Below are 24,552 nucleotides of genomic sequence, written 5' to 3'. Positions count from 1 at the left end.
TGACCCGCCCGGGCCCCGCCTGCCGGCGGACGGGGCCCGGGGCGGCTATCCGGGAGGCGTGTGCCCCGGCCGGCACCGTGCGGTCACCAGCGCACCGGCATCGCGGTCGGACGGCGCAGCACCGCTCCCTCGTCCCAGATCAGGTCGGCCGGGTTGCCGTCCGGCTTCAGGGACGGGAAGTCGCGGACCAGCCGGCCGAGGATCTCGGTGATCTCCAGGCGGGCCAGCGCCGCGCCGAGGCAGTGGTGCATGCCGTAGCCGAACTGGAGGTGGCGCCTGCCCTTCCGGTCCGGGTCGATGACCAGCGGGTTCTCGTACACCTCGGGGTCGCGGTTGGCCAGGAAGGCGTCCGCGTACACGATGTCGCCGACCTGGATGGTGCCCTCGGAGGTCACCACCTCCCGGTGGGCGACCCGCGGGAAGGTGGATATCCGGCCCAGCGGAACCAGCCGAATGATCTCCTCGACCAGCTGCGGCACGATCTCCGGGTCGGCGACGGCACGCTGCCACAGGCTCGGGGCGTTGAGCAGCACGTGGGCGGCCTTGGCCAGCACCGACAGGACGTTCTGGTCCACCGACACCACGGCGGTGAAGATGATGCCGACCAGCTCCCTGTCCTCCAGCGGCGGCTCGGTCTCGTCGCGGCCCTGGATGAACTTCTCGATCAGGCCGCCCGGGACGTACGGGCGCTTGCCGGCGACCATGTCGGCGACGTAGTTGTACGCGGTGAAGAAGTCCTCCACCAGCTGCGGTACGTCGTCGTGCAGGGCCATCTGGATGGTTCGGGAGTGCGGGCGGAAGTACGGTACGTCCTCCACCGGGATGCCGAGGAAGCGGCAGGTCAGATCGATCGGCACCCGGTCCAGGACGGCGGCGTACAGGTCGGGCCGTTCCTGGGCGCGCAGCTCGGCGAAGCTGCGGGTGATCGCCTCGTCCAGGTACGGGCGCAGCTTGGCGACCGCGTTGGCGCTGTAGTCCGCAGTGACGAACCGGCGCAGCCGGGAGTGGTCCTGGCCGTCCAGGTTGATCAGCATCTCGGGCGGCAGGGTGGTGGGGAAGAAGGTCGGGCCGCCGTCGACGTTGGTCTCGGTCCGGCCGTAGGTCGGGTCGGTCAGTGCCTTGTGCACGTCCGCGTAGCGGGTCAGGTGCACCGCGGTGTGGCCGCTGGGCAGCGCGATCTGCGGCAGACCGCCGGCCGAGCGCTCGGCGACCGGCGTGTACAGCGGGGTCGGGTCCAGACCTGGGATGTCCGTGACCGAGACGGACGTGTCGAACGAGATGCTCATGCGGGTGGCTCCTTCAGGAAGTCCGGCCGGGCCGGGATCAGAGCAGGTCGGTGAGACCGGCCTGGCCGGTCGCGGCGCGCAGGTCGGCGAGGGCCTGCTCGTCGGTCCGGAAGAGCACCGTCTGCCAGCCCTGGGCGCGGGCGGCGGCGAGGTTCTCCTCGACGTCGTCGATGAGCAGGCACTCGGCGGCGGGCACGCCGGCGAGCTTGGAGGCGATGTCGAAGATCTCCGGGTCGGGCTTGCGGTGACCGATCTCGGAGGAGTCGATGAGGACGTCGACCTCGCCGACCGGGGCGATGATCGCCTTCCAGTACGGGCCCCACTCGGTGACGTTGTTGGACAGGACGCCGGTGCGCACCCCGTTCTCCTGGATGTGGCGGTACGCCCGGACCATCACCGGGTTGGCCTGAACGCCGTCGAACCACTGTCGGCCGAAGGTCTCCAGCTCGGCCCGGGCGAGGTCGATGCCGGGATTCTGCCCGGCCAGCACCCGGGCCAGCCGACGGCCCCACTCGGGCTCGCTGATCACGCCGACCTCGACGGGCGCCATGGTGGGCAGACCCATCTCGTCGGCGACGCCCTTGATCGCGGCCTTGAGCTGACGGGGGGTGATACCGGTCTTGACCTCGTACGCCTCGTAGATGCGCTCCAGCGGCGGGGACAGGACGCCGCCGAAGTCGAACCAGACCATGGACAGCTTGGACATGATGTGCCTTCCGGAAGGGATGGGGAGGGGGTCAGCCGAGGGTGACGGAGACGGATGCCACGGCCTCGCCGCCCTGCTCCGCCCGCATCAGGCAGGAGGTGGCACCGCGGTCCGGGTCCGGCGCGGCGGTGAGCCGCACGGTCTGGTCCAGTTCGGCGAAGCGGTCGAAGGAGCCGTCCAGGCGCAGCACCCGGCCCGCGCCCTCCGCGCCGTCGGCGAGCAGCAGGGCACACTGGCGGGCGGCCTCGCTGAAGATCATGGCCGGGACGTGGTCGTACGGGTGGTCGTACATGCTGCGATTGCGGAAGGTGCGCGGGCTGAGCACGGCGAGGAGCCCGGTCCCCTCCCGGCGGACGTCGTCGAGGACGGCGTTCACCGGGTCGCGGCGGCGCACCGCTCGGGGGTCGACCGGCTCGCCCAGCGGGTCGGCGGGCAGGCCGAAGGCGGTCGGGACCTCGCTGCCGCGCTGCATGTAGCGCAGGCTGTGGTACTGGTCGGTCGCGGTCGAGCGGACGTCCATGGTGAGGTGGCCGAGCGGCCTGCCGTCCAGGGTGAGGTCCATCGCGAACTCCAGCCGGCGCAGCCGACCACCGCGTTGGTGCCGGCCGGTGACGTCGCCGGCGATGGCCAGCTCGCCGGGGCGGGTGCCGCACTCCAGCGCGTCCCGGTCGGAGATCTCCAGGGACCAGGCGGTCACCATGAAGGTGGTGGCGGCCGGGACGCCTTGGTGGAGGTGGGCCGCGGCGGTGACGGACTGCCGGCAGGCCTCCAGCACCAGCAGCACGTCGTGGTGGTCCAGGCGGCCCGGGTGGTCCCGGAAGTACCCGTGGGACAGCGGGAGTTGGGCGGCGGCCTCGAACCGCCGGTCGTCCACCGCCCGCGATCCGGTCAGGAACACCTCGGAGAGGGACCAACGGTGTACCAGACTCCGGGGGACGGTCTGCTCGTACGCCAGCGGGGCCGACGCGTCGCCGTCCTGGTCCGGCGGCGTGAGCAGGGACGTGCTTTCCATGCGTTTCTCCAGATCGGTGCGGTGGACGTGCGTGGACGGCAGCTCAGCGCGGGTCGGGCCGGGCGATCACCGCAGCGCCGATGGACCCGTCGGGTCCGACCGCGGTGAGCACGGCCGCACGCTCCCGCGATGCGCCCGCCCCGGACTGCCAGCGGGCCAGGACGGCCGCCAACTGCAGGGCGACGGACGCCCCGTACGTCTCTCCGAGCAGGGTGTCGATGCGGACCAGCCGGTCCGCCGGGATGGCGCCGAGGGCCTCGCGGAGGGCCCGCCGTTCGACCGCGGACCAGCCCCGCCTGGCCGCCGCCCCCGGTGCGACGGCCACCGGCTCGTCGGCCGGCAGGCCGCTGCGTCGCAGGGCCCGGCGCACGACGGCGGCGAGTCGGCGAGCCACCCGGAGCGGGCCTTCGGTGGCCGGGTCGGCGTAGCCGATCTCGCAGGCCAGCAGCTGTCCCGCAACGCTCCGGCCTTGGTCCGCCGAGCCCGCCCGCTCCAGGACGAAGACCCCGCAGCCCTCGCCGAGGGCCGCCGTCGGGTGCAGCGCGCCGCTCTGCCGCCAGGCCCAGGCGGCTGCCTGGGAGAGCTCCTCGACACCGCCCGCCAGCAGCCGGTCCGCGTGGCCGTTGACCAGCGCGGTGCGGGCGTACCGCAGGGCGTGCAGGGCGGCGAGCGGGCCGCCGGCGACGGTCGCGTTGACGCCGGTGAGGCCGAGCCGGATCGCGGTCCGGCCTGCCGCCGAGTTCATCAGCGTGCCGGGGAAGGCCGACGGGTTGACCAGGTACGGGCGGTGCTGCACGAAGGTGTCGCGGAAGAACGCCTCCTGGGCGCCGGTGCTGCCCACGGTGGTGCCGAGCACGATGCCGGTACGGGCTGCCACCCGCGCGGCGGCGGTCCCGTCCGTGGCGAGCGTGCAGGCCGCCATGACCAGCTGGTCGGTCCGGGACAGCCGGGACAGCCCCTTGCGGCCGAGGACGGCCGCCGGATCGAAGCCCGTCACCGGCCGGACGGCCAGCTCGGGCCAGCCCCCGCCCGGTCCGCCCGTCGCGGCCGGGGGCTGTGGCCGGGTCCGCGCGGCGGCGATCGCATCCGTACCGCAGCCGGCGGCGCTGAACACGCCGTGGCCGAGGATGTCGATCGGCACGGTCCGCGCCCGGTCCTCCCGGTCGGCCTGGCGGGTGGACCCCGCCGGTGCGAGCAAACTGGTTCCGGTCATGTCCCGACCTTCCCTAGCAGGAGGACCGCGTTGTTGCCGCCGAAGGCGAACCCGTGGTTCTGCACGACGCGGGGGGCGGCGGCCCGGGCGGTGCGGGGGACGACGTCCACCTCACCGAGTTCCGGGTCCACCGTGCGCACCGTCGCGCTCGGCGGCAGGAACCCCTCGTGCAGGGCGGCGCAGGACACCAGGGCACCGAAGGCCGCGGCCGCGCCCATGGTGTGTCCCAGCATCGACTTGATGGAGCTGATCGGGGGCAGGACCGGCCCGAACACCTCCCGCACGGCGCGCACCTCGGTGACGTCGTTGGCCCGGGTGCCGGTGCCGTGGGCGCAGATGTAGTCGACGTCCCCGGGCGCGACGCCCGCGTTCGCGTGCGCGATGCGCACGCACTCGGCGATGGTCGCGGCGTTGGGGTTGGTCATGTGCTGGGCGTCGCATGTCATGCCGTAGCCGAGCACCTCGGCGTAGATCCGGGCGCCCCGGCGCAGCGCCTCGTCGAGCGGCTCCAGGACGAGCGCCGCCCCGCCCTCGGCGGTGACGATGCCGTCGCGGTGCTCGTCGAAGGGGCGCGGCACGGTCTCGGCGAGTGCGCCGAGCGCGTGGAAGCCCGCGTGGGTCGCCCGGTTGGAGGCGTCCGCGCCGCCGCAGACGGCGAGGTCGACCTCGCCGGAACGGATCAGGTCGTAGGCGTAGCCGATGGCGTAGTTGCCGGCGGCGCACGCCGTGCCGAAGGTGATCGCCTCGCCGGTGAGACCCAGCTCGGCCGAGACCGCGCCGGCGATGCTCCCCGGCGAGGTACGCCCGACCTGCTCCGGTTCGAGCGATCCGGGCCCGTCGGCCACCCACCGGGCCACCGCGTGCTCGACCGCCTGGGACTCACCGTTGGTCGTCCCGAAGCAGCTGACGCCCTCCTCCAGGAGTTCCTCCGCGGCCTCCAGACCGGCATCGGCGACGGCCATCCGGCCTGCGGCGGCGGCGAACTGACCGCTGCGCCCCCAGCGTTCGGGGGCGGTGCGGTGCAGGTGCTCCGACGGGTCGAAGCCGCGGACCTCGCCGACCAGCGTGTGATCGAAGCCGGTCGGGTCGAACTGCTCGGCCGGTCCGATCCCGGTGCGGCCCTGCCGGATGCCCTCGATCAGTTCCCTGGCCCCGAACCCGAGGCCGCTGACGGCCCCGAGTCCGGTGACGACGACCCGCCGGGGAGCCCTGCTAGGCACCTACGGCCTCCGGCGCGTAGTGCCTGCCTACGAGCTCGTACGCCTCGGGCAGGGTGTCCAGCTCGGACAGGTCGTCCATGGGGATCTTGATGTGCAGGTCGCGCTCGAAGCGCGAGATGATCTCGATCACCAGGAGCGAGTCGGCTTCGAGATCATCGGTGAAGCTCTTTTCGTCGTCGAGATCGGCGAGGTCCGCCTCGAGTATCTCGGCGACGATTTCCCGGATCCTCTCCCGAATCTCTTCCGGAAGTTGATTGGTCATATCTCTTCTCCTCGGCCTGAGTGCCGTTGCAGAATTTCCGTCCCACCGGTTCCCCGACAGTCGGTGCGTGCCCCACCATTCGAATCCAGCAGCTGACGAATGGGCAACCCATCGATAGTTGCAGGCGGCCGTGTGTCGAAGGTGGCATGCTCCGAACCCGCGCATTCCGGCCATCCTGGCCGACGGCCGACGCCGTCTTTTAACCCGCTTCTATCCGCCCGCCGCAGACTCGGTCAGGACGAGTCGGCAGAGCGCACGCCAGAAGGAGGTCGGGGGATGAGGCTGGCGGAACCGGTGGGCATCACGGCCGCGACGCTGTGGCTTCCCGAGGAACGCGACCGCGCCGAGCGCGCGGTCCGGGAGGGTCGGCTGACGCCGCGTCACGCCCGGGACCTCGGCCACGAGGACGTCCCCGCCGCCGTCGAGGAGACGGCGCCCGACATGGCGGTGGCCGCCGCGGGCAGGGCCCTGAGGACGGCCGGCATCGAGCCCAAGGAGTTGGACCTGGTCCTCCACGCGAGCATGTACTACCAGGGGCACGACCTGTGGTCGCCCGCCCACTACATCGCGCACCGGATCGGCGCCGACCGCGCCCTGCCCGTCGGCATCCAGCAGATCTGCAACGGCGGCAGCACCGCCGTCCAGCTCGCCTCGACGTACCTGACCGCGAGCGGCGGCGGGGCCTCGCCCCGACGCGCCCTGGTCACCACCGCCGACCGCTTCACCGCGCCCGGCTTCGACCGCTGGGCCAGCGACTACGGGGTGGCCTACGGCGACGGCGGGACGGCGGTCGTACTCAGCGGCCCCGGCGCGGGGACCGGCCACGGGCTGCTGCTGCGCTCGACGGCCAGCACCGCCGCTTCGGATCTGGAGGCGATGCACCGGGGCGTCGATCCGTTCGCGCCGGTCTCGCGCGGCGTGCGCGACCGGGTCGACATGCGGGTCACCAAGCGCGCCTACCTGCGCGAGCACGGCAACGAGCGGTTCGTCGAGGTCAACCGGCGCAGCATCCGCACGATCACCGCCGACGCCCTGGACGGCGCGGGCATGCACCCGCGCGACCCCCGGCTGCGCTACGCGGTGCTGCCCCGCTTCGGCCGCAAGACCCTGCAGGAGTCCTGGATCGCCGTCCTGGCCGAGGAGACCTCTGCCGAGCCGCTGGACTTCGGCCGCACCACCGGCCACCTCGGCGCGGGCGATGCGGTGGCCGGCCTCGCGGACCTGCTCACGGCGGACCTGCTCGCCCCCGGCGAGGCCGCTCTGGTGTTCAGCGCGGGGGCCGGGTTCACCTGGTCCTGCCTGCTGGTCCAGGCCCCACCGCGCTGACCGCGCCCCTTCCATCGGTGTGCCGCACCGAAGGACCACCCCATGAAAGGCGACCCGCGAACCATGTCACGCTCAGTCTTCATCACCGGAGCCAACCGCGGCATCGGTCTGGCGGTGGCCCACGCGATGGCGGCGAACGGCGACCGGGTCGCGGTCGGCCACCGCGGGGGCGATGTCCCGGAGGGCTTCCTCGGTGTGCGCTGCGAGGTCACCGACCAGACCTCCGTGGACGAGGCGCTGGAGACCGTCGCCCGCGAGCACGGCCCGGTCGAGGTACTGATCGCCAACGCCGGCATCACACGCGACACCCTGCTGCTGCGGATGGACGACAAGACCTTCGACGAGGTGCTGGAGGTCAACCTGCGGGGCGTGTTCCGGACTGTGCGCGCCGCGGCCTCCACCATGCTCACCGAGCGGCGCGGCCGCATCGTGCTGCTCTCCTCCGCGCTCAGCTTCCTCGGCTCCCCCGGCCAGACCAACTACGCGGCCAGCAAGACCGCGCTGCTGGGCTTCGCCCGTTCACTGGCCTGGGAGTTGGGACCGCGCGGAATCACCGTCAACCTGGTGGCCCCGGGCATCATCGAGACCGACATGACCCGGAAGCTGTCCGACCGCCGGATGCGCGACACCATGAGGATGACCCCGCTCGGCCGCCCCGGCACCGACCGCGAAGTGGCCGCCGCCGTGCGCTTCCTGGCCAGCGAGGAGGCCAGTTACATCACCGGCGCGATCCTCCCGGTCGGCGGCGGCATCGGTATGGGCATCTGACGCCACGGCCCCCTTCAGACTCCCGGTCCGGGCACGACCGGGGCGGACACCCGTCCGCCCCGCTGTCGTCGATGCCCCCATCCCGCCCGGACCGGGCCGTCCCACCGGTCGGCTTCCGGAAGCCGGCCGTTCCCCACCCGGAACGAGGGAGCAGGAATCCATGGACCAGCCGCCCGCCGCCACGCCCGGACCGGACGCCGGAACACCGGAGGTCCCCATCGCGGTGATCGGCCTGGCGTGCCGGTTCCCCGGGGCCCCCTCGCCCGAGGCGTACTGGCGGCTGCTGAGCGAGGGCCGCAGCGCCGTCGTCCCGACCCCGCCCGAGCGCTGGGACGCCGAGGCCTGGTACGGCGACGGCGATCTGGACGCCCCCGGCCGGGCCGACGTGCGGCACGGCGGGTTCCTGGACTGGCCCGCCATCACCGACTTCGACGCGGAGTTCTTCGGCATCGGCCCGCGCGAGGCCGCCGCCATGGACCCCCAGCAGCGGCTGATGCTGGAACTCGGGTGGGAGGCGCTGGAGAACGCCCGGCTCGTACCGCGGCGGCTGGCCGACAGCGCGACCGGCGTCTTCGTCGGCGCGATCTGGGACGACTACGCGACCCTGCTGCGCCGCGCCGGCGCCGGCGCGACCACCCGGCACTGGGCGGCGGGGCTGCAGCGCGGCATCATCGCCAACCGGGTTTCCCACGCCCTGGGCCTGACCGGGCCGAGCCTGGTGGTGGACACCGCCCAGTCCTCCTCCCTGGTCGCGGTGCACCTGGCCTGCGAGAGCCTGCGGCGCGGCGAGAGCACCCTCGCCCTGGCCGGCGGGGTGAACCTGGACCTCGCGGTGGAGAACGCGGTCACCGCCGCCAAACTGGGCGGCCTCTCGCCGGACGGCCGCTGCCACACCTTCGACGCACGGGCCAACGGCTACGTCCGCGGCGAGGGCGGGGGCATGGTGGTGCTCCAGCGGCTCGACGACGCGCTCGCGGACGGCTCCCCCGTCCTCTGCGTGATCCGGGGCAGCGCGGTCAACAACGACGGCGGCGGCGCCGGGCTGGCCGCGCCCTCATCGCGGGCCCAGGAGGCCGTGATCCGGCGGGCCTACCGCAGCTCCGGGGTCGACCCGGCCGACGCCCAGTACGTGGAACTGCACGGCACCGGCACCAGGGCGGGCGACCCGGTGGAGGCCGCCGCGCTCGGCGCTGCCGTGGGCCGCGCGCGCCGGGCAGGTGAGGGGCCGCTGCGGGTCGGATCGGTCAAGACCAACATCGGCCACCTCGAAGGCGCGGCCGGCATCGCCGGGTTCATCAAGGTCGTGCTGAGCATCCGGCACCGGCACCTCCCGCCGAGCCTCAACTACCGCTCCCCTCCTGCGGACATCCCGCTGGACGAGCTGAACCTCGCTGTCCACACCGGCCTTTCGCCCTGGCCGCAGCAGGACCGTCAACTGGTCGCCGGGGTGAGCTCCTTCGGGCTCGGCGGCACCAACTGCCATGTGGTGCTGGCCTCGCCGCCCGCCCCACGCCCGGAGCCGGAACGCGAACCGGTCGGCGGCGCCGTCCCGTGGCCGCTGTCCGCCCGCAGCGGCGAGGCGCTGTCGGCCCAGGCCGCGCGCCTCGCCGAGCATCTGACGGATCTTCATGATCTGGACCCGGCGGCTGTCGGCCTCGCCCTGACCACCACCCGGTCGATGTTCGAGCACCGCGCGGTGGTGGTCGGCGCCGACCGCGAGGAGCTGCTCGCCGGCCTCACCGCCCTGGCCGAGAACCGACCGGCCCGCACCACCGTGGTCGCCACCGCCCCGGCCGCGCACGGCCGCACCGTCCTGGTCTTCCCCGGCCAGGGGTCCCAGTGGGTGGCCATGGGGCGGGAGCTGCTGGCGGACAGCGAGGTCTTCGCGGCCCGGGTCGCCGCGTGCGAGAGCGCGCTCCGCGAGTTCGTCGACTGGTCCCTCGCCGCCGTGCTGCGCGGCGAGCCCGGGGCGCCGTCCCTGGACCGGGTCGACGTCGTCCAGCCCGCCCTGTGGGCGGTCATGGTCTCGCTCGCCGAGGTGTGGAAGGCCCACGGCGTGACACCGGACGCGGTGGTCGGCCACTCCCAGGGGGAGATCGCCGCCGCCCACGTCGCCGGCGTGCTGTCGCTGCGGGACGCGGCGAAGATCGTCGCGCTGCGCTCGCAGGCGCTCGCCCGGCTGGCCGGGACCGGCGGCATGCTCTCCGTACCGCTGCCCGTCGCCGAGGTCGCCGAGCGCGCCGCCCCCTGGCACGACCGGGTCTCGGTGGCCGCCGTCAACGGCCCCTCCGCCACCGTGCTCGCGGGTGACACCACCGTCCTCGACCAGCTGCTCGCGGCCTACCAGGCGGAGGACGTCCGGGCGCGGCGGATCGACGTCGACTACGCCTCGCACTCTCCCGGTGTCGAGGCCGTCCGGGACGAACTGCTCGCCGCCCTCGCCGACGTCACCCCGCTGCCGGCCTCGGGCACCGCCTTCTACTCGACCGTCACCGCCGGCCCGGTCGCCGACACCACCACGCTGGACGCCGGCTACTGGTACCGGAACCTGCGCCGAACCGTGCGCTTCGAGGAGACCGTCCAGGCCCTCCTCACCGACGAGCACCGGCTGTTCGTCGAGTCCAGCCCGCACCCCGTGCTGGCCGTCAGCGTCCAGGAGACCGCCGAGCTGTGGACCACCCCGGAGGACCCGGCCGCAGTCGTCGGCACGCTCCGGCGCGAGGACGGCGGCCGGACGAGGCTGCTCACCTCGCTCGCCCAGGCCCAGGTGGCCGGCGCCACCGTGGACTGGACCGGCTTCTTCGGCCAAGCCCGACCGGTCGAGCTGCCCACCTATGCCTTCCGGCGCGCACCGCACTGGCTGCCGACCGCCACCTCCGCCACCCCGGCGCCGCTCTCCGCCCCCGCCGCCGAGGCACCCCGGACCGGGGACCCGCAGTCCCTGGCCGACCGGCTCACCGCGCTCCCGAAATCCGGCCGGGACGCCCTGCTGATCCAGCTCGTCCGCGAGCAGACCGCAGCCGTCCTCGGCCACGATTCCGCCGCCACGGTCGGCGCGGACCGCGCCTTCCAGGAGTCGGGCTTCGACTCCCTCGCCGTCGTCGAGCTGCGCAACCGGCTGAACGCGGCCACCGGGCTGCGGCTGCCGACCACCGCCGTTTTCGCCCACCCCACGCCCCGTGCGCTGGCCGCCCACCTGCTGACCGGGCTGCTCGGCGACTCCCGCCCGGCGGCGCCGGAGGAGCTCGCTGCCGCCCCGGCCCCCGCGTCCGACGACGACCCGGTGGTGATCGTGGGGATGGCCTGCCGTCTCCCGGGGGGTGCGACCGGGCCCGAGGAGCTGTGGCAGCTGGTCGCCGACGGCCGCGACGCCGTCACCTCCTTCCCCGACAACCGGGGCTGGGACCTCGACGCCCTTCACCATCCCGACCCGCGCCGCCCGGGCACCTCCGCCACCCGGCACGGCGGTTTCCTACACGACGCCGACCGCTTCGACCCCGAGTTCTTCGGCATGGCGCCGCGCGAGGCGCTAGCGACCGACCCGCAGCAGCGGCTGCTGCTGGAGGTCACCTGGGAGGCGTTCGAGCGGGCCGGGATCGACCCCGCACCGCTCCGCGGCAGCCGGACCGGAGTCTTCACCGGGCTGATGGCCTCCGACTACGGGCCGCGCCTGCACGAGGGAGGGGAGGGCACCGACGGGTACCTGCTCACCGGCAGCGCGAGCAGCGTAGCCTCCGGCCGGCTGGCGTACGTGTTCGGCCTGGAGGGCCCGGCCGTCAGCATCGACACCGCCTGCTCCTCCTCGCTGGTGGCGCTGCACCTGGCCGCCCAGTCGCTGCGCCAGGGCGAGTGCTCGCTGGCGCTGGTCGGTGGGGTGACGGTCATGTCGACGCCGGGCACCTTCACCGAGTTCAGCCGACAGCGCGGGCTGTCCGAGGACGGGCGCTGCAAGGCCTTCGCCGCTGCGGCCGACGGCACCGGCTGGAGTGAGGGCGTCGGCGTTCTGCTCGTGGAACGGCTCTCGGACGCCCGCGCCAACGGCCACCGGGTCCTGGCGGTGGTACGCGGCTCGGCCGTCAACCAGGACGGCGCCAGCAACGGCCTCACCGCCCCCAACGGCCCCGCCCAGGAACGGGTGATCCGCCAGGCCCTGGCCACCGCCGGCCTGACCGCCGCCGACGTGGACGCCGTCGAGGCACACGGCACCGGCACCCGCCTCGGCGACCCCATCGAGGCCCAGGCACTCCTGGCCACCTACGGACAGAGGAGGGACGAGCCGTTGTGGCTGGGTTCGGTGAAGTCGAACATCGGGCACACGCAAGCCGCCGCCGGGGTCGCCGGGGTGATCAAAATGGTCATGGCGATGCGCCACGGCGTCCTGCCGAAGACCCTGCACGTGGACGCGCCGACGCCGGAGGTGGACTGGTCCTCGGGCGCGGTGGCCCTGCTCACCGAGAACACCCCCTGGCCGGCCGGACCGGAGCCGCGCCGGGCCGCCGTCTCCTCCTTCGGCATCAGCGGCACCAACGCCCACGTGATCCTGGAGGAGCCTGCCGCGCCGCTGGACGACGCCCCGGACACCGCCCCGGACCGCCCGCTGCCGCTGGTGCTGTCCGCGAAGACCCCCGAGGCTCTGCGTGAGCAGGCCCTGCGGTTCGGCCGGCACCTGACGGCCGAACCGCAGGGCCGCCTGGTCGACGTGGCCTACACCCTGGCCGCGACCCGGTCGGCCTTCGAGCACCGCGCGGCGGTTCTGGGTACCGGCCGCACGGAGCTGCTCGCCGGGCTCGCCGCCGTCGCCGCCGGCGCCGAAGGCGTGGTGGCGCCTGCCGAAGGTGCCTCCGGCCTCGCCGCGGCCGCCGCCGAGGACTTCGTCCAGGGACTGGCCGTGGACTGGGCGGTGGCCTTCGCGGGCACCGGCGCCCGGCCGGTCGAGCTGCCCACCTACCCGTTCCACCGGGAGCGGTACTGGCTGGAGCCCACCACGCGTCCGGACACCGACCGCGCCGCCGCCGCCGACGAGACCGAGCGACGCTTCTGGGCGGCAGTGGAGCAGGGCGATGCCGAGGCCGTCGTCGCCGAACTGGGCCTCGGCTCCGAGCCGGACAGCACCGAGGCGCTGTCGGCAGCCCTGCCGGTGCTGTCCCACTGGCACGGTCTCCGACGGGCCGACGCGGCCCTGCACGCCCTGCGCTACCGAGTCCGCTGGCGCCGGGTCGGCCCCGCCGCCGCTGCCGCCCCGGGCGGCAGTTGGCTGGTGGCCGAGGCGGGACCGGCCGGGAGCGGTCCGTGGGCGGAGGCAGCCGTCCGAGCGCTGGCCGCCCGGGGCGCCGAGGTCCGGCGCATCGTCATCGACCCGACGGCCGACCGGGCGCGCGTCCGCAAGCAGCTGAGCGCCGAGCTCGACCAGGTCCGCCCCACCGGGGTGCTGTCCCTGCTGGCCCTGGCCGAGGGACAGTTGCCCGGCCACCCGTCCGTCCCCGCCGGTCTGGCCGCCTCGCTCGCGCTGGCCCAGGCACTCGGCGAGCTGGAGCCGGCGGCCCCCGTCTGGTACGCCACCAGCGGGGCCGTGGCCACCGACGCGCAGGACCGGGTGCGCAACCCGGAGCAGGCCCAGCTCTGGGGCCTGGGGCAGATCATCACGCTCGAGCACCCCGAGCACCGGGGTGGCCTGGTCGACCTGCCCACCGAGGCCGACGACGCCTCCGTCGACCACCTGCTCGGCGTACTGGCCGTCGACGGTGCGGAGGACCAGCTGGCGATCCGGCCACTGGGCGTGTTCACCCGCCGCCTCGAACGGGCCCCCGCCGCGCCGCACACCCGCCGCGACTGGCGTGTCCACGGCACCGCCCTGGTCACCGGCGGCACCGGGGCGCTCGGCGCCCAGGTCGCCCGCTGGCTGGCACGGGCCGGCGCCGAGCACCTGTTGCTGGTCAGCCGACGCGGCGAACAGGCGCCCGGTGCTGAGGAGTTGCGCACCGAACTGACCGCGCTCGGCACCCGTGTCACCCTCGCCGCCTGCGACGCGGCCGACCGCGACGCGCTCGCCGCCGTCCTCACCGCGGTGCCGCCCGCCCTCCCGCTGACCACCGTGGTGCACGCGGCCGGGCAACTCGACGACTCCCTGCTCGACACCCTCACTCCCGCGCAGCTGGACCAGGCGCTGCGGGCCAAGGCCACCGCCGCGCGGAACCTGGACGAGCTGACCCGGGGCGCCGACCTGTCCGCCTTCGTGCTGTTCTCCTCCGTGGCCGCCACCTGGGGCCTGCCCGGCCAGGGCGGCTACGCCCCCGGCAACTCCTACCTCGACGCCTTGGCACAGCAGCGCCGCGCCGAGGGACTCCCGGCCACCTCGATCGCCTGGGGCCCGTGGGCGGGCGCCGGGATGGCCTCCGGTACGGCCGCGGCGGACCAGCTCGGCCGCTTCGGTCTGCGCGGCCTCGCCCCCGAACAGGGCCTCGACGCGCTGGAGCGGGCCCTGGCGGTCGGGGACGACTGCGTCACGGTGGCGCGGGTCGACTGGGACGTCTTCGTCCCCGCCCTGGGCCGACGGCGCCCCTTGTTCGACACCGTCCCCGAGGCCCACCGCGCGGCCTCCGCCGTCCCGGCCACGCGCGGCGAGGACTTGGCCCGGCGGCTGGCCGAGCAGGACCCGGACGGGCGCGAGCACGCGGTGTCGGAGGTCGTACGCGCGGCCGTGGCGGCCGTCCTCGGCTTCGCCTCCGCCGAGCAGGTCCAGGAGCGGCGGGTCTTCTCCGACCTGGGGCTCACTTCGCTGATGGCCTTGGAGCTGCGCACCCGGCTGAACGCCGCTACCGGACTGCGACTGTCCCCCACGTTGGTCTACGACCACCCCACCCCGCGCGCGGTGGCCGAGTCCGTCCTCGCCCGGCTCATCGGCGACGACGAACGGCCGGCCCCGCCGGCCCCCCGGACCGCAGCCGACGAGCCGATCGCCATCGTCGGCATGGCCTGCCGCTACCCCGGCGGCGTGACCTCCCCCGAGGGCCTGTGGGATCTCGTCGTCTCGGGCACCGACGCGATCGGCGAACTGCCCGACGACCGCGGCTGGGACGTCGGGCAGCTGTTCCACCCGGAGCCCGGCCGCCCCGGCACCTCGTACAGCCGCCACGGCGGATTCCTGTACGAAGCGGGCGAGTTCGACGCCGCGTTCTTCGGGATCAGCCCGCGCGAGGCCCTCGCCATGGACCCGCAGCAACGACTCCTCCTGGAGACCAGCTGGGAGGCCGTCGAACGGGCCGGCATCGACCCGACCGCCCTGCGCGGCAGCGACACCGGGGTGTACGTCGGCGCGTCCAACGGCGAGTACGGCCCGCGTCTGGCGGAGCTGGCCGGCGCCGCCGACGGCTATGTGCTGACCGGCAGCGCCGCGAGCGTGGTCTCCGGCCGGGTGGCCTACGCACTGGGTCTGGAGGGCCCGGCCGTCAGCATCGACACCGCCTGCTCCACCTCGCTGGTGGCGATGCACCTGGCCGCCCAGTCGCTGCGCCAGGGCGAGTGCTCGCTGGCGCTGGCCGGCGGGGTGACGGTCATGTCGAGTCCGGGTGTCTTCGTCGAGTTCTCCCGGCAGCGCGGGCTCGCGCCGGACGGAAGGTGCAAGCCCTTCGCGGCCGGTGCGGACGGCACCGGCTGGGGCGAGGGCGTCGGCGTCCTGGTGCTCGAACGGCTCTCGGACGCCCGCGCCAACGGCCACCGGGTCCTGGCGGTGGTACGCGGCTCGGCCGTCAACCAGGACGGCGCCAGCAACGGCCTCACCGCCCCCAACGGCCCTTCACAGGAGCGGGTGATCCGGCAGGCGCTCGCCGCCGCCGGCCTGACCGCCGCCGACGTGGACGCCGTCGAGGCACACGGCACCGGCACCCGCCTAGGCGACCCCATCGAGGCCCAGGCACTCCTGGCCACCTACGGACAGAACCGCCCCGAGAACCGCCCGGTACACCTCGGCTCGGTCAAGTCCAACCTCGGCCACCCACAAGCCGCCGCCGGGGTCGCCGGGGTGATCAAAATGGTCATGGCGATGCGCCACGGCGTCCTGCCGAAGACCCTGCACGTCGACGCGCCGACCCCGCACGTCGACTGGTCCTCGGGCGCGATGGCCCTGCTCACCGAGAACACCCCCTGGCCGGCCGGACCGGACCCGCGCCGGGCCGCCGTCTCCTCCTTCGGCATCAGCGGCACCAACGCCCACGTCGTCCTCGAACAGCCCGAGGAGCAGCCCGGGGCTCTCCCGGCGGCACCCGGCTCCGCCGGCCCCGGGGTCGTCCCGTGGGTCCTGTCCGGGCGGACACCCGGCGCGCTGCGAGCCCGGGCCGAGCAGCTGCTCACCCTGGCGGCCGGCCGGCCCGAACTCGACCCGGCGGCCGTGGCCCGCGCCCTGGCCACCACCCGATCGGCCTTCGAGCACCGCGCGGCGGTGCTGGGTACCGGCCGCGCCGAGCTGCTCGCCGGGCTCGCCGCCGTCGCCGCCGGCGCCGAAGGCGTGGTGGCCTCCGCAGCCGCGGTCCCCGGCCTCGGCGCAGCCGCCGCTGAGGACTTCGCGAGCGGCGCCGAGATGGACTGGCCGGCCCTCCTCGGCCCCGGCGACGGCCCCGGCGTCGAGCTGCCCACCTACCCCTTCCAGCGCAAGCGGTACTGGCTGGACGCCTCCGCCGCACCGCGCGCCGCCGGCCAGCGGCCGGTGGACCACCCGTTGCTGTCCGCCGTCCTGCACCTCGCCGGCACCGACGAGTACGTCCTCACCGGTCGCCTGGACGAGCGGGCGCAGCCCTGGCTCGGGGACCACCAGGTCGCCGGCGCCGTCCTGCTGCCCGGCACCGCCTTCGTCGAACTCGCGCTCTGCGCCGGCGAGCAGACCGGCTGCGCGCTGCTCGACGAGCTGAGCCTGACCGTGCCGCTCCTGCCCCCGTCGACCGGCGGCGTCGCGCTCCAGGTGGCGGTGGGCCCCGCCGACGAGGCGGGCCGTCGGGCCGTCCGGGTCTTCTCGCGCTCCGAGCACGCCGAGCACGCCCTGCCCTGGACGCAGCACGCCGCCGGCCTGCTCGCGCCCCTGCCGGAACGCGCACCTGACGCACCGTCACCGTCCGCCTGGCCGCCGCCCGGCGCCGTCCCCGTCGACACCGCCGACCTGTACGAGCGGCTGGCTCTCCGGGGCTACGGCTACGGCAACGCGTTCCGGAACCTGGACCGGGCCTGGCGCAGCGGCGACGACATCCTCGCCGAGGTCGCCCTCACCGGGGCCGAGCAGGCCGAGGCCGACCGGTACAGGATCCACCCCGCCCTGCTCGACGCGGCCCTGCACGCCATCGGCCTGGCCGCGCACGGCGCCGACGACGCCCCGGCCGTCCTGCCGTTCGCCTGGCAGCGGGTGTCGGCGGGCGGGCGCGGTGCGACCGCCCTGCGGGTCCGGCTCACCACCACGCCGGGCGAGGCTTCGCTCACCACCTACGACGGGGAGGGCCACTGGGTGGCGACCGTCGGATCGGTCGTGCTGCGCCCGGTGCCGGAGGACCTGACAGCCGGCCTGCCCGAGGCCGGGGAGAGCGGGCTCTACCGTCTCGGCTGGCCCGCCGCCCCCGCCCCAACGGCACCCGGGCATGCCGTGCGCCGAGCGGTGCTCGGCGCGGCCGATCTGCTGCCGGGTGAGCCGGTGTTCCGCTGCACCGACCTCACCGCGCTGCGCGCCGCGCTCGACGCCGGTGAGCCGGCGCCGGCCCTGGTGTTCGCCACCGCCCACCCGACCACCGACCCGACCGACGCGTCCGCCCCCGCATCCGCCGCTGACCGAGCGCTGACGACGACGGCCCAGGCGCTGGCCCTGCTCCAGGAGTGGCTCCTTGAGGACCGTCTGGCGTCGGCGCGACTGGTGCTGGTGACCCGGTCCGCCGTGGCCGTGGCCGACGACGAGGCACCAGACCCCGCCGAGGCCGCCGTCTGGGGGCTGCTGCGCTCCGCCCAGACCGAGCATCCCGGCCGCTTCGTCCTCGCCGACCTCGACGACACCCCCGCCTCGGCCCGCGCCCTGGCGGCTGCCGGGGCCGGCGAGGAACCCCAACTTGCCCTGCGCGCAGGCACCGTACAGCTGCCCAGGCTGGTGCGAGCGAAGCTCCCGGAGCGCCCGGCTGCCCGTCCGCTCGACCGGGACGGCACGGTCCTGATCACCGGCGGCACCGGACTGCTCGGCCGGGTCGTCGCCCGGCACCTGGCTGCCGAGCACGGCGTGCGGCACCTCCTGCTGATCAGTCGCAGCGGCGAACAGGCCCCGGATGTCGCGGAGTTGCGGGCCCAGCTGGCCGAGCTGGGCGCCCGGACCACGGTCGCCGCCTGCGACCTCGCCGACCGCGAAGCGCTGGCCGCTGTGCTGGCGGGCATTCCCGCCGAGCACCCGCTGACGGCCGTGGTGCACGCGGCCGGGGTGCTGGACGACGGCGCGGTCGGCTCGCTGACCCCGGAGCGGCTGGCGCACGTCCTGCGACCGAAGGCACATGCTGCCCTCCACCTGGTCGAACTGACGAAGAATCACCGGCTGTCGGCCTTCGTCCTGTTCTCCTCGGCCGCCGGACTGCTCGGTTCGGCCGGCCAGGGAAACTACGCCGCCGCCAACGCCTTCCTGGACGCCCTCGCCGTGCAGCGCCACCGCCTCGGCCTCCCCGCCACCTCGCTGGCCTGGGGGCTCTGGGCGGAGCGCAGCGGGCTGACCGCCGGCCTCGGCGGGACCGACCTGCGCCGCCTCGCGCGGGTCGGCGTGCTGCCGATGACGACCGCGCACGGGCTCGCCCTGCTGGACGCCGCGCTGGCCGGCGACGAGGCCTTCCTCGCGCCGGTGCGCCTCGACCTCTCCGGCCCGGCGGCGGGAGCCGGGGGCACCCCGGTCGCCCCCTTGCTGCGCGCCTTGGTCCGCCCGGCACCGGCCCGCCGTGCGACCCGGGCCGCCGCCCCGGCCCCGGCCCTGTCCGGACGGATCCGGGCCCTCGACGAGACGGAACGCCTGCGCGAGCTGAGCGCGCTGGTACGCGCCGAGGCGGCGGCCGTCCTCGGGCTCGACGCCTTGGACGAGGCACAGGACGCCCGGGCCTTCGCCGAACTGGGCATGGACTCGCTGACCGCGCTCGAACTGCGCAACCGGCTCGGCGCCGCCACCGGGCTCACCCTGCCCGCCGGGCTGGTCTTCGACCGGCCGACCCCTCAGGAGCTGGCCGGCTACCTGGCCGTCCGCCTGCGGCACACCGAGGAGCCCGAGCCGGACCGGCCGCGCTCTGCCGCCACCCCGCCCGCCTCCGCCTCCGACGAGCCGATCGCGATCGTCGCCATGGCCTGCCGCTACCCCGGCGACGCCGACGACCCCGACGCCCTGTGGGCCCTGGTGGCCAACGGCGTCGACGCCGTCGGCGACCTGCCGGACGACCGGGGCTGGGACCTGGAACGACTGTACGACCAGGACCCGGGCACGCCCGGCACGAGTTACGCCCGCCACGGCGCGTTCCTGCGCGGCGCAACCGGCTTCGACGCCGCGTTCTTCGGGATCAACGCGCGCGAGGCCCTCGCCATGGACCCGCAACAACGACTCCTCCTGGAGACCAGCTGGGAGGCCGTCGAACGGGCCGGCATCGACCCCGCCGCCCTGCGCGGCAGCCGAACCGGCGTCTTCGCCGGCGTGATGTACCACGACTACGGCTCCTGGGCACGCCAGGTGCCCGCGGAGGTCGAGGGCTACCTCGGCGCCGGGACGGCGGGCAGCGTGGCATCCGGCCGGGTGGCGTACACGCTGGGTCTGGAGGGCCCGGCGGTCACGGTCGACACCGCCTGCTCCTCCTCGCTGGTGGCACTCCACCTGGCCGCCCAGTCGCTGCGCTCCGGCGAGAGCGACCTCGCGCTGGCCGGCGGCGTGACCGTGATGTCGACGCCCACGCCGTTCATCGAGTTCTCGCGGCAGCGCGGACTGGCCGTCGACGGCAGGTGCAAGCCCTTCGCCGCCGCGGCCGACGGGACCGGCTGGGGCGAGGGCGTCGGGGTCCTGCTGCTCGAACGGCTCTCGGACGCCCGCGCCAACGGCCACCCGGTGCTCGCCCTGGTCCGCGGCAGCGCGGTCAACCAGGACGGCGCCAGCAACGGCCTCACCGCACCCAACGGCCCTTCACAGGAGCGGGTGATCCGGCAGGCGCTCGCCGCCGCCGGCCTGACCGCCACCGACGTGGACGCCGTCGAGGCACACGGCACCGGCACCCGCCTCGGCGACCCGATCGAAGCCGAGGCCGTCCTGGCGGTGTACGGGCAGGACCGCCCGGAGGGCCGGCCGTTGCACCTCGGCTCGGTCAAGTCCAACATCGGCCACACCCAGGCCGCGGCGGGCGTCGCCGGGGTGATCAAGATGGTCATGGCGATGCGCCACGGCGCCCTGCCCAGGACCCTGCACGTCGACGCGCCGACCCCGTACGTCGACTGGTCCTCGGGCGCGGTGGCGCTGCTCACCGAGAGCCTGCCCTGGCCGGCCGGCTCCCGGCCCCGCCGGGCCGGGGTGTCCTCGTTCGGGATCAGCGGCACCAACGCCCACGTCGTCCTCGAGCAGGCCCCGGTGGAACGCCCTGCGGCCCGGACCGCCAGGACGCCGAGCGGCATCGACGGTTCGGCCGTCCCCTGGCTGCTTTCGGGCCGCGACCCCGAGGGCCTGCGCGCCCAGGCCGTCCGGCTGCGCGGGCGCCTCGACCTGCGCCCGGACCTGCGCCCGCTCGATGTCGGCTACTCGCTGGCCACCGGCCGGACGGCCTTCGAGCACCGCGCCGCCCTGGTGGCCGCGAGCCGCCAGGACCTCCTGGAGCAGCTGGACGAACTGATGGCCGACGGCTCGACCACCCACGCACGGGGGCCCGGGCGCGCGACCGGTGGCCGGCTGGCCTTCCTGTTCGCCGGTCAGGGCAGCCAGTGGCTCGGCATGGGCCGCCAACTCCGCTCCCGCCACCCCGTGTTCGCCGCCGCATTCGAACAGGTCTGCGCCGAGCTGGACCGCCTGCTGCCGCGCCCGCTGCGCGAGGCACTCGACGCCGGGCCGGACACCGAGGCGGCCGGGCTGCTCGACCGGACCGAGTACACCCAGCCGGCCCTGTTCGCGGTCGAGGTCGCACTCTTCCGGCTGTTGGAGTCCTGGGGCGTGCGCCCGGACGTGCTGGCCGGCCACTCCGTCGGGGAGCTGGCCGCGGTGCACGTCGCCGGGGTGCTGAGCCTGACCGATGCGGCCGTGCTGGTGACGGCCCGGGCCCGGCTGATGCAGGCCCTGCCGCCCGGCGGAACGATGGTCGCGGTGGCCGCCGCCGAGACGGAGGTCCTGCCGCTGCTGACCGAGGGCGTGGCCCTGGCCGCCGTCAACGGGCCGTCCGCCGTGGTCCTGTCGGGCCGGACGGACGCGGTGCTCGCGGTCGCCGAGCGGCTGCGCGAGCTCGGCCGTCGAACCAACCGGCTGCGGGTCAGCCACGCCTTCCACTCCCCCGCGATGGACCCGATGCTGGACGAACTGCGCGCGGTCGCCGCGACGCTGACCTTCCACCGGCCGGAAATCCCGATCGTCTCCACCGTGACCGGACAGCCGGCGACCGCCGAGGAGCTCGGCTCGCCGGACTACTGGGCGGAGCAGGTCCGCCGGCCCGTCCGGTTCCGTGACGCGGTGGTGCGGATGGCCCAGGACGGTGTACGGACCATGCTCGACCTCGGGCCCGACGGCTCGCTCGCCACCCTCGCCGCCGACCACGCGGGCCCCGCCGCGACCACCGTGGCCGCCCTGCGCCGCGACCGGCCCGAACCGCACGCTCTGGCCGACGCACTCGGCCGGCTGCACGTGGGCGGCACGGCGGTCGACTGGGCAGCGTACTTCGCCGGCTCCGGCGCCAGGCGGATCGACCTCCCGACGTACGCCTTCCAACCGGAGCACTACTGGCTGCCCGTCACCCCCGAGCCGGCCGGCCGGGACCACGCCGGACCGGTTCCGGCGGGAGCCGGGCTCGGCCCGTCCACCCACCCGCTGATCGGCGCCTGGGTCGAACTGCCCGACGGCGACGAGCTGGTGGCCACCGGCCGGCTCTCCCTTGCGACCCACCCCTGGCTGGCCGACCACGGCGTCCGCGACGACGTGGTGCTGCCCGGCAGCGCCTTCGTCGAGCTCGCCCTGGCGGCGGCCGCCCGCCTCGGCGGCGGCCGGCTGGCCGAACTGACCCTGATCGACCCGATGGTGCTGCCCGAACGCGAGCAGGACGGCCTTCAACTGCGGCTCAGGGCCGCCGGGCCCGCCGCCGACGGGCGCCGCCCGCTGTCGGTGTACGCCCGCCCCGACCACGCCGAGCCCGGCACACCGTGGACCCTGCACGCCACCGGCCTGCTCGCCGAAGCCGACACGGCACCCGCCGGACCGGCCCCGGTCAGCTGGCCCCCGCCCGGCGCCGTCCCCGTCCCGGTCGAGGGCCTGTACGAACGACTGGCCGCCACCGGAGTGGCCTACGGCCCGGCGTTCCAGTGCCTGGGCGCGGCCTGGACCCACGACGGGCAGGTGCTGGCCGAGGTGGTCCTGCCCGGTCCGGCCGCCGCCGAGGCCCACCGATTCGGCCTCCACCCCGCCCTGCTCGACGCGGCCCTGCACGCCGCCACGCTGCTCGCCCCGGACACCGCCGCCCTGCCTCGGCTGCCGTTCGCCTGGACCGACGTCACCCTGCACACCCCCGGCGCGGACCGGCTGCGGGTCGCGCTCCGGGTCGACGGCGACACCCTCGCGGTCGACCTCGCGGACGGCACCGGTGCCCCCGTCGCCACCGTAGGCTCCCTGCTGCTACGCCCGCTCGCGCCCGGCCACCCGGCCGACCGGTCACTGTACGAGCTGCGCTGGCGCCCGCTGCCCACCGGCCCGGCGTCCGCCCGGCAGAGCTGGGCTGCGATCGGCCCGGACACGCCCGATGCACCCCCAGGTGCCCCGGCCGTGCGCTACGCCGACCTCGATGCGCTGCTCGCCGACCTCGACCGCGGCCGCCCGGCACCGGACGTCGCCTACCTGCGGGTGACCGCCGGCGCGGCGGGTAGCGGCCTGCCGGAGCGCACCCGGACCGCCCTCGACCGCACCGCCGCCCTGCTGCGTTCCTGGACGGCCGTCCAGCGCCTGGACGCCACCCGGCTGGTGCTGCTGACCCGGCACGCCGTCGCGGCCGGACCCGGTGACGGGACGGTCGATCCGGCGGCCGCGGCGGTGTGGGGCCTGGTGCGGTCCGTCCAGAGCGAGCACCCCGGCCGGATCGTCCTGGTCGACACCGAGCAGGGGCCGTCCGGTGCCGAGGCCCTGTCGGCGGCCGTCGGCCCCGACGAGCCGCAGCTCGCCGTCCGCGCCGCAGCCGTCACGGTGCCCCGGCTGACCGCGGTACCGGCTCGCACCGGGCCGCCCGCCGCACCGGTGTTCGGGCCCGAAGGCACCGTGCTGGTCACCGGTGGCACCGGCGGCCTGGGCGCACTGCTCGCCCGGCATCTGGTCACCGTGCACGGCGTCCGCTCGCTGCTGCTGGTCGGCCGGCGCGGCCCGACCGCGCCCGGAGCCGACCGGCTGGCCGCCGAGCTCGGTCGCCTGGGCGCCCGGGTGCGGATCGCCGCCTGCGACGTGTCCGACCGTGCCGCCCTCGCGCGGCTCCTCGACACGCTGCCGGCCGACCGACCGCTCACCGGCGTGGTGCACTGCGCCGGGGCGCTCGACGACGGCGTACTCGGGTCGCTCACGCCCGAGCGCTTCGACCGGGTGCTGCGTCCCAAGGCCGACGCCGCCTGGCACCTGCACGAGCTGACCAAGGACCGCGAGCTCGCCGCCTTCGTGCTCTTCTCCTCCTTCGCCGGGACGCTCGGCTCCGCCGGGCAGGGCAACTACGCTGCCGCCAACGCCTTCCTGGACGGCCTCGCCGCACACCGCCACAGCCTCGGCCTGCCCGCCACCGCACTCGCCTGGGGCTGGTGGGGCGGCGCAGCGGGCATGGCCGGCGTGCTCGACGACGCCGACCGCGCTCGGATGGCCCGGACGGGAGTCGCCGCCCTGGAACCGGCCGAGGCACTCTCCCTGTTCGACACCGCCGTCGGCCTCGGCACGGCGACGCTCGCTCCGGTCCGACTCGACCCCTCGATCCTGCGGACCCGGGCCGACCAGGGCCTCCTTTCCCCGCTCCTGCACGAGCTGGCCACCGCCCGCATCCGCGCGGTCCACCGCCAGGCAGACACCCGCCCGGCACCCGTCGCGGCGTGGCGGGAGCAGCTGCGGGCCACCGCACCCGAGCAGGTGGAGCACCTGCTGCTCGGGCTGGTGCGCCGGGAGGTGGCCGAGGTCCTCGGCCGGCCCTCGCACCGGACGGTGGAGCCCCACGACCGACTGCTCGACCTGGGCCTCGACTCTCTCACGGCGCTCGAACTGCGCGGCCGGCTGGGCACGTTGTCCGGCCTCGCACTGCCGAGCACGCTGGTCTTCGACCACCCCACCCCGGCGAGCCTGGTCGCCCATCTGCGCGACCGGCTCGACGACGGCCCGGACGCGGCGGCCCCTGCCGACCCCGCCTCCGACCCCGCCGACCCCGCTCTCGCCGACCTCGGCCGGGACGGCCTGCTCGCCTTTATCGACGAGCACCTCCGAAGGCCCTGACCAGGGATCTCGACCGGCCCACGGGCCGGGAACGCCCACCCTGCACCCCTCCCGCCACAAGACAACGAGTGAGGTTCCGATGGCCGACGACGAGAAGGACGA

9 protein-coding genes are annotated in these 24,552 nt (G+C 75.3%); 3 read left to right on the top strand and 6 right to left on the bottom strand.

Annotation, left to right across the window (positions count from 1 at the left end; translation table 11 throughout):
* Positions 1 to 83: 83 nt before the first annotated feature.
* The 6 genes from ACFTWP_RS28010 to ACFTWP_RS27985 are packed head-to-tail and all read right to left on the bottom strand — an operon-like array spanning position 84 to position 5,699.
* Positions 84 to 1,286: a cytochrome P450 gene (locus ACFTWP_RS28010; protein ID WP_380267658.1), complete on the bottom strand. Its 1,203-nt coding sequence runs from the start codon at positions 1,284 to 1,286 to the stop codon at positions 84 to 86.
* Between the two features lie 37 nt (positions 1,287 to 1,323).
* A complete protein-coding gene (locus tag ACFTWP_RS28005; protein WP_380267656.1) occupies positions 1,324 to 1,992 on the bottom strand; it encodes an HAD family hydrolase in 669 nt (222 codons plus the stop codon).
* A gap of 31 nt (positions 1,993 to 2,023) precedes the next feature.
* Positions 2,024 to 3,004 (bottom strand): AfsA-related hotdog domain-containing protein, encoded by a 981-nt coding sequence (locus ACFTWP_RS28000; protein ID WP_380267655.1) that lies wholly within the window; start codon positions 3,002 to 3,004, stop codon positions 2,024 to 2,026.
* Between the two features lie 43 nt (positions 3,005 to 3,047).
* A complete protein-coding gene (locus ACFTWP_RS27995; RefSeq protein WP_380267654.1) occupies positions 3,048 to 4,217 on the bottom strand; it encodes a beta-ketoacyl synthase N-terminal-like domain-containing protein in 1,170 nt (389 codons plus the stop codon).
* Positions 4,214 to 5,437, bottom strand: coding sequence for a beta-ketoacyl-[acyl-carrier-protein] synthase family protein (locus ACFTWP_RS27990; protein WP_380267653.1), 1,224 nt, complete (start codon positions 5,435 to 5,437; stop codon positions 4,214 to 4,216). The genes ACFTWP_RS27995 and ACFTWP_RS27990 overlap by 4 nt, the downstream gene beginning before the upstream one ends.
* Positions 5,430 to 5,699: an acyl carrier protein gene (locus ACFTWP_RS27985; protein WP_380267652.1), complete on the bottom strand. Its 270-nt coding sequence runs from the start codon at positions 5,697 to 5,699 to the stop codon at positions 5,430 to 5,432. Before ACFTWP_RS27985 ends, ACFTWP_RS27990 begins: the two co-directional genes overlap by 8 nt.
* A gap of 276 nt (positions 5,700 to 5,975) precedes the next feature.
* Here ACFTWP_RS27985 and ACFTWP_RS27980 point away from each other — a divergent pair, with 276 nt between their 5' ends.
* From ACFTWP_RS27980 to ACFTWP_RS27970, 3 genes are all read left to right on the top strand, one after another.
* A complete protein-coding gene (locus tag ACFTWP_RS27980) occupies positions 5,976 to 7,025 on the top strand; it encodes a ketoacyl-ACP synthase III family protein (protein ID WP_380267651.1) in 1,050 nt (349 codons plus the stop codon).
* Between the two features lie 63 nt (positions 7,026 to 7,088).
* A complete protein-coding gene (locus ACFTWP_RS27975) occupies positions 7,089 to 7,793 on the top strand; it encodes an SDR family oxidoreductase (protein WP_380267650.1) in 705 nt (234 codons plus the stop codon).
* Between the two features lie 160 nt (positions 7,794 to 7,953).
* The gene (locus ACFTWP_RS27970) at positions 7,954 to 24,450 is read left to right on the top strand and encodes an SDR family NAD(P)-dependent oxidoreductase (protein ID WP_380267649.1); all 16,497 of its coding nucleotides are present in this window, start codon (positions 7,954 to 7,956) and stop codon (positions 24,448 to 24,450) included.
* Positions 24,451 to 24,552: the final 102 nt, after the last annotated feature.

Origin of the sequence: Kitasatospora sp. NPDC057015 (assembly GCF_042673745.1) — a bacterium.
Taxonomy (GTDB): domain Bacteria; phylum Actinomycetota; class Actinomycetes; order Streptomycetales; family Streptomycetaceae; genus Kitasatospora.
The sequence above is the reverse complement of the archived record's forward strand: the minus strand, read 5'-3'. Positions and strand labels throughout refer to the sequence as shown.

What these genes read in the sequence shown, in the direction of transcription:
- ACFTWP_RS28005 (WP_380267656.1), bottom strand. Translation starts at nt 1,992, where the DNA reads ATGTCCAAGCTGTCCATGGTCTGGTTCGACTTCGGCGGCGTCCTGTCC.
- ACFTWP_RS27975 (WP_380267650.1), top strand. Translation starts at nt 7,089, where the DNA reads ATGTCACGCTCAGTCTTCATCACCGGAGCCAACCGCGGCATCGGTCTG.
- ACFTWP_RS27985 (WP_380267652.1), bottom strand. Translation starts at nt 5,699, where the DNA reads ATGACCAATCAACTTCCGGAAGAGATTCGGGAGAGGATCCGGGAAATC.
- ACFTWP_RS27970 (WP_380267649.1), top strand. Translation starts at nt 7,954, where the DNA reads ATGGACCAGCCGCCCGCCGCCACGCCCGGACCGGACGCCGGAACACCG.
- ACFTWP_RS27995 (WP_380267654.1), bottom strand. Translation starts at nt 4,217, where the DNA reads ATGACCGGAACCAGTTTGCTCGCACCGGCGGGGTCCACCCGCCAGGCC.
- ACFTWP_RS27980 (WP_380267651.1), top strand. Translation starts at nt 5,976, where the DNA reads ATGAGGCTGGCGGAACCGGTGGGCATCACGGCCGCGACGCTGTGGCTT.
- ACFTWP_RS28010 (WP_380267658.1), bottom strand. Translation starts at nt 1,286, where the DNA reads ATGAGCATCTCGTTCGACACGTCCGTCTCGGTCACGGACATCCCAGGT.
- ACFTWP_RS28000 (WP_380267655.1), bottom strand. Translation starts at nt 3,004, where the DNA reads ATGGAAAGCACGTCCCTGCTCACGCCGCCGGACCAGGACGGCGACGCG.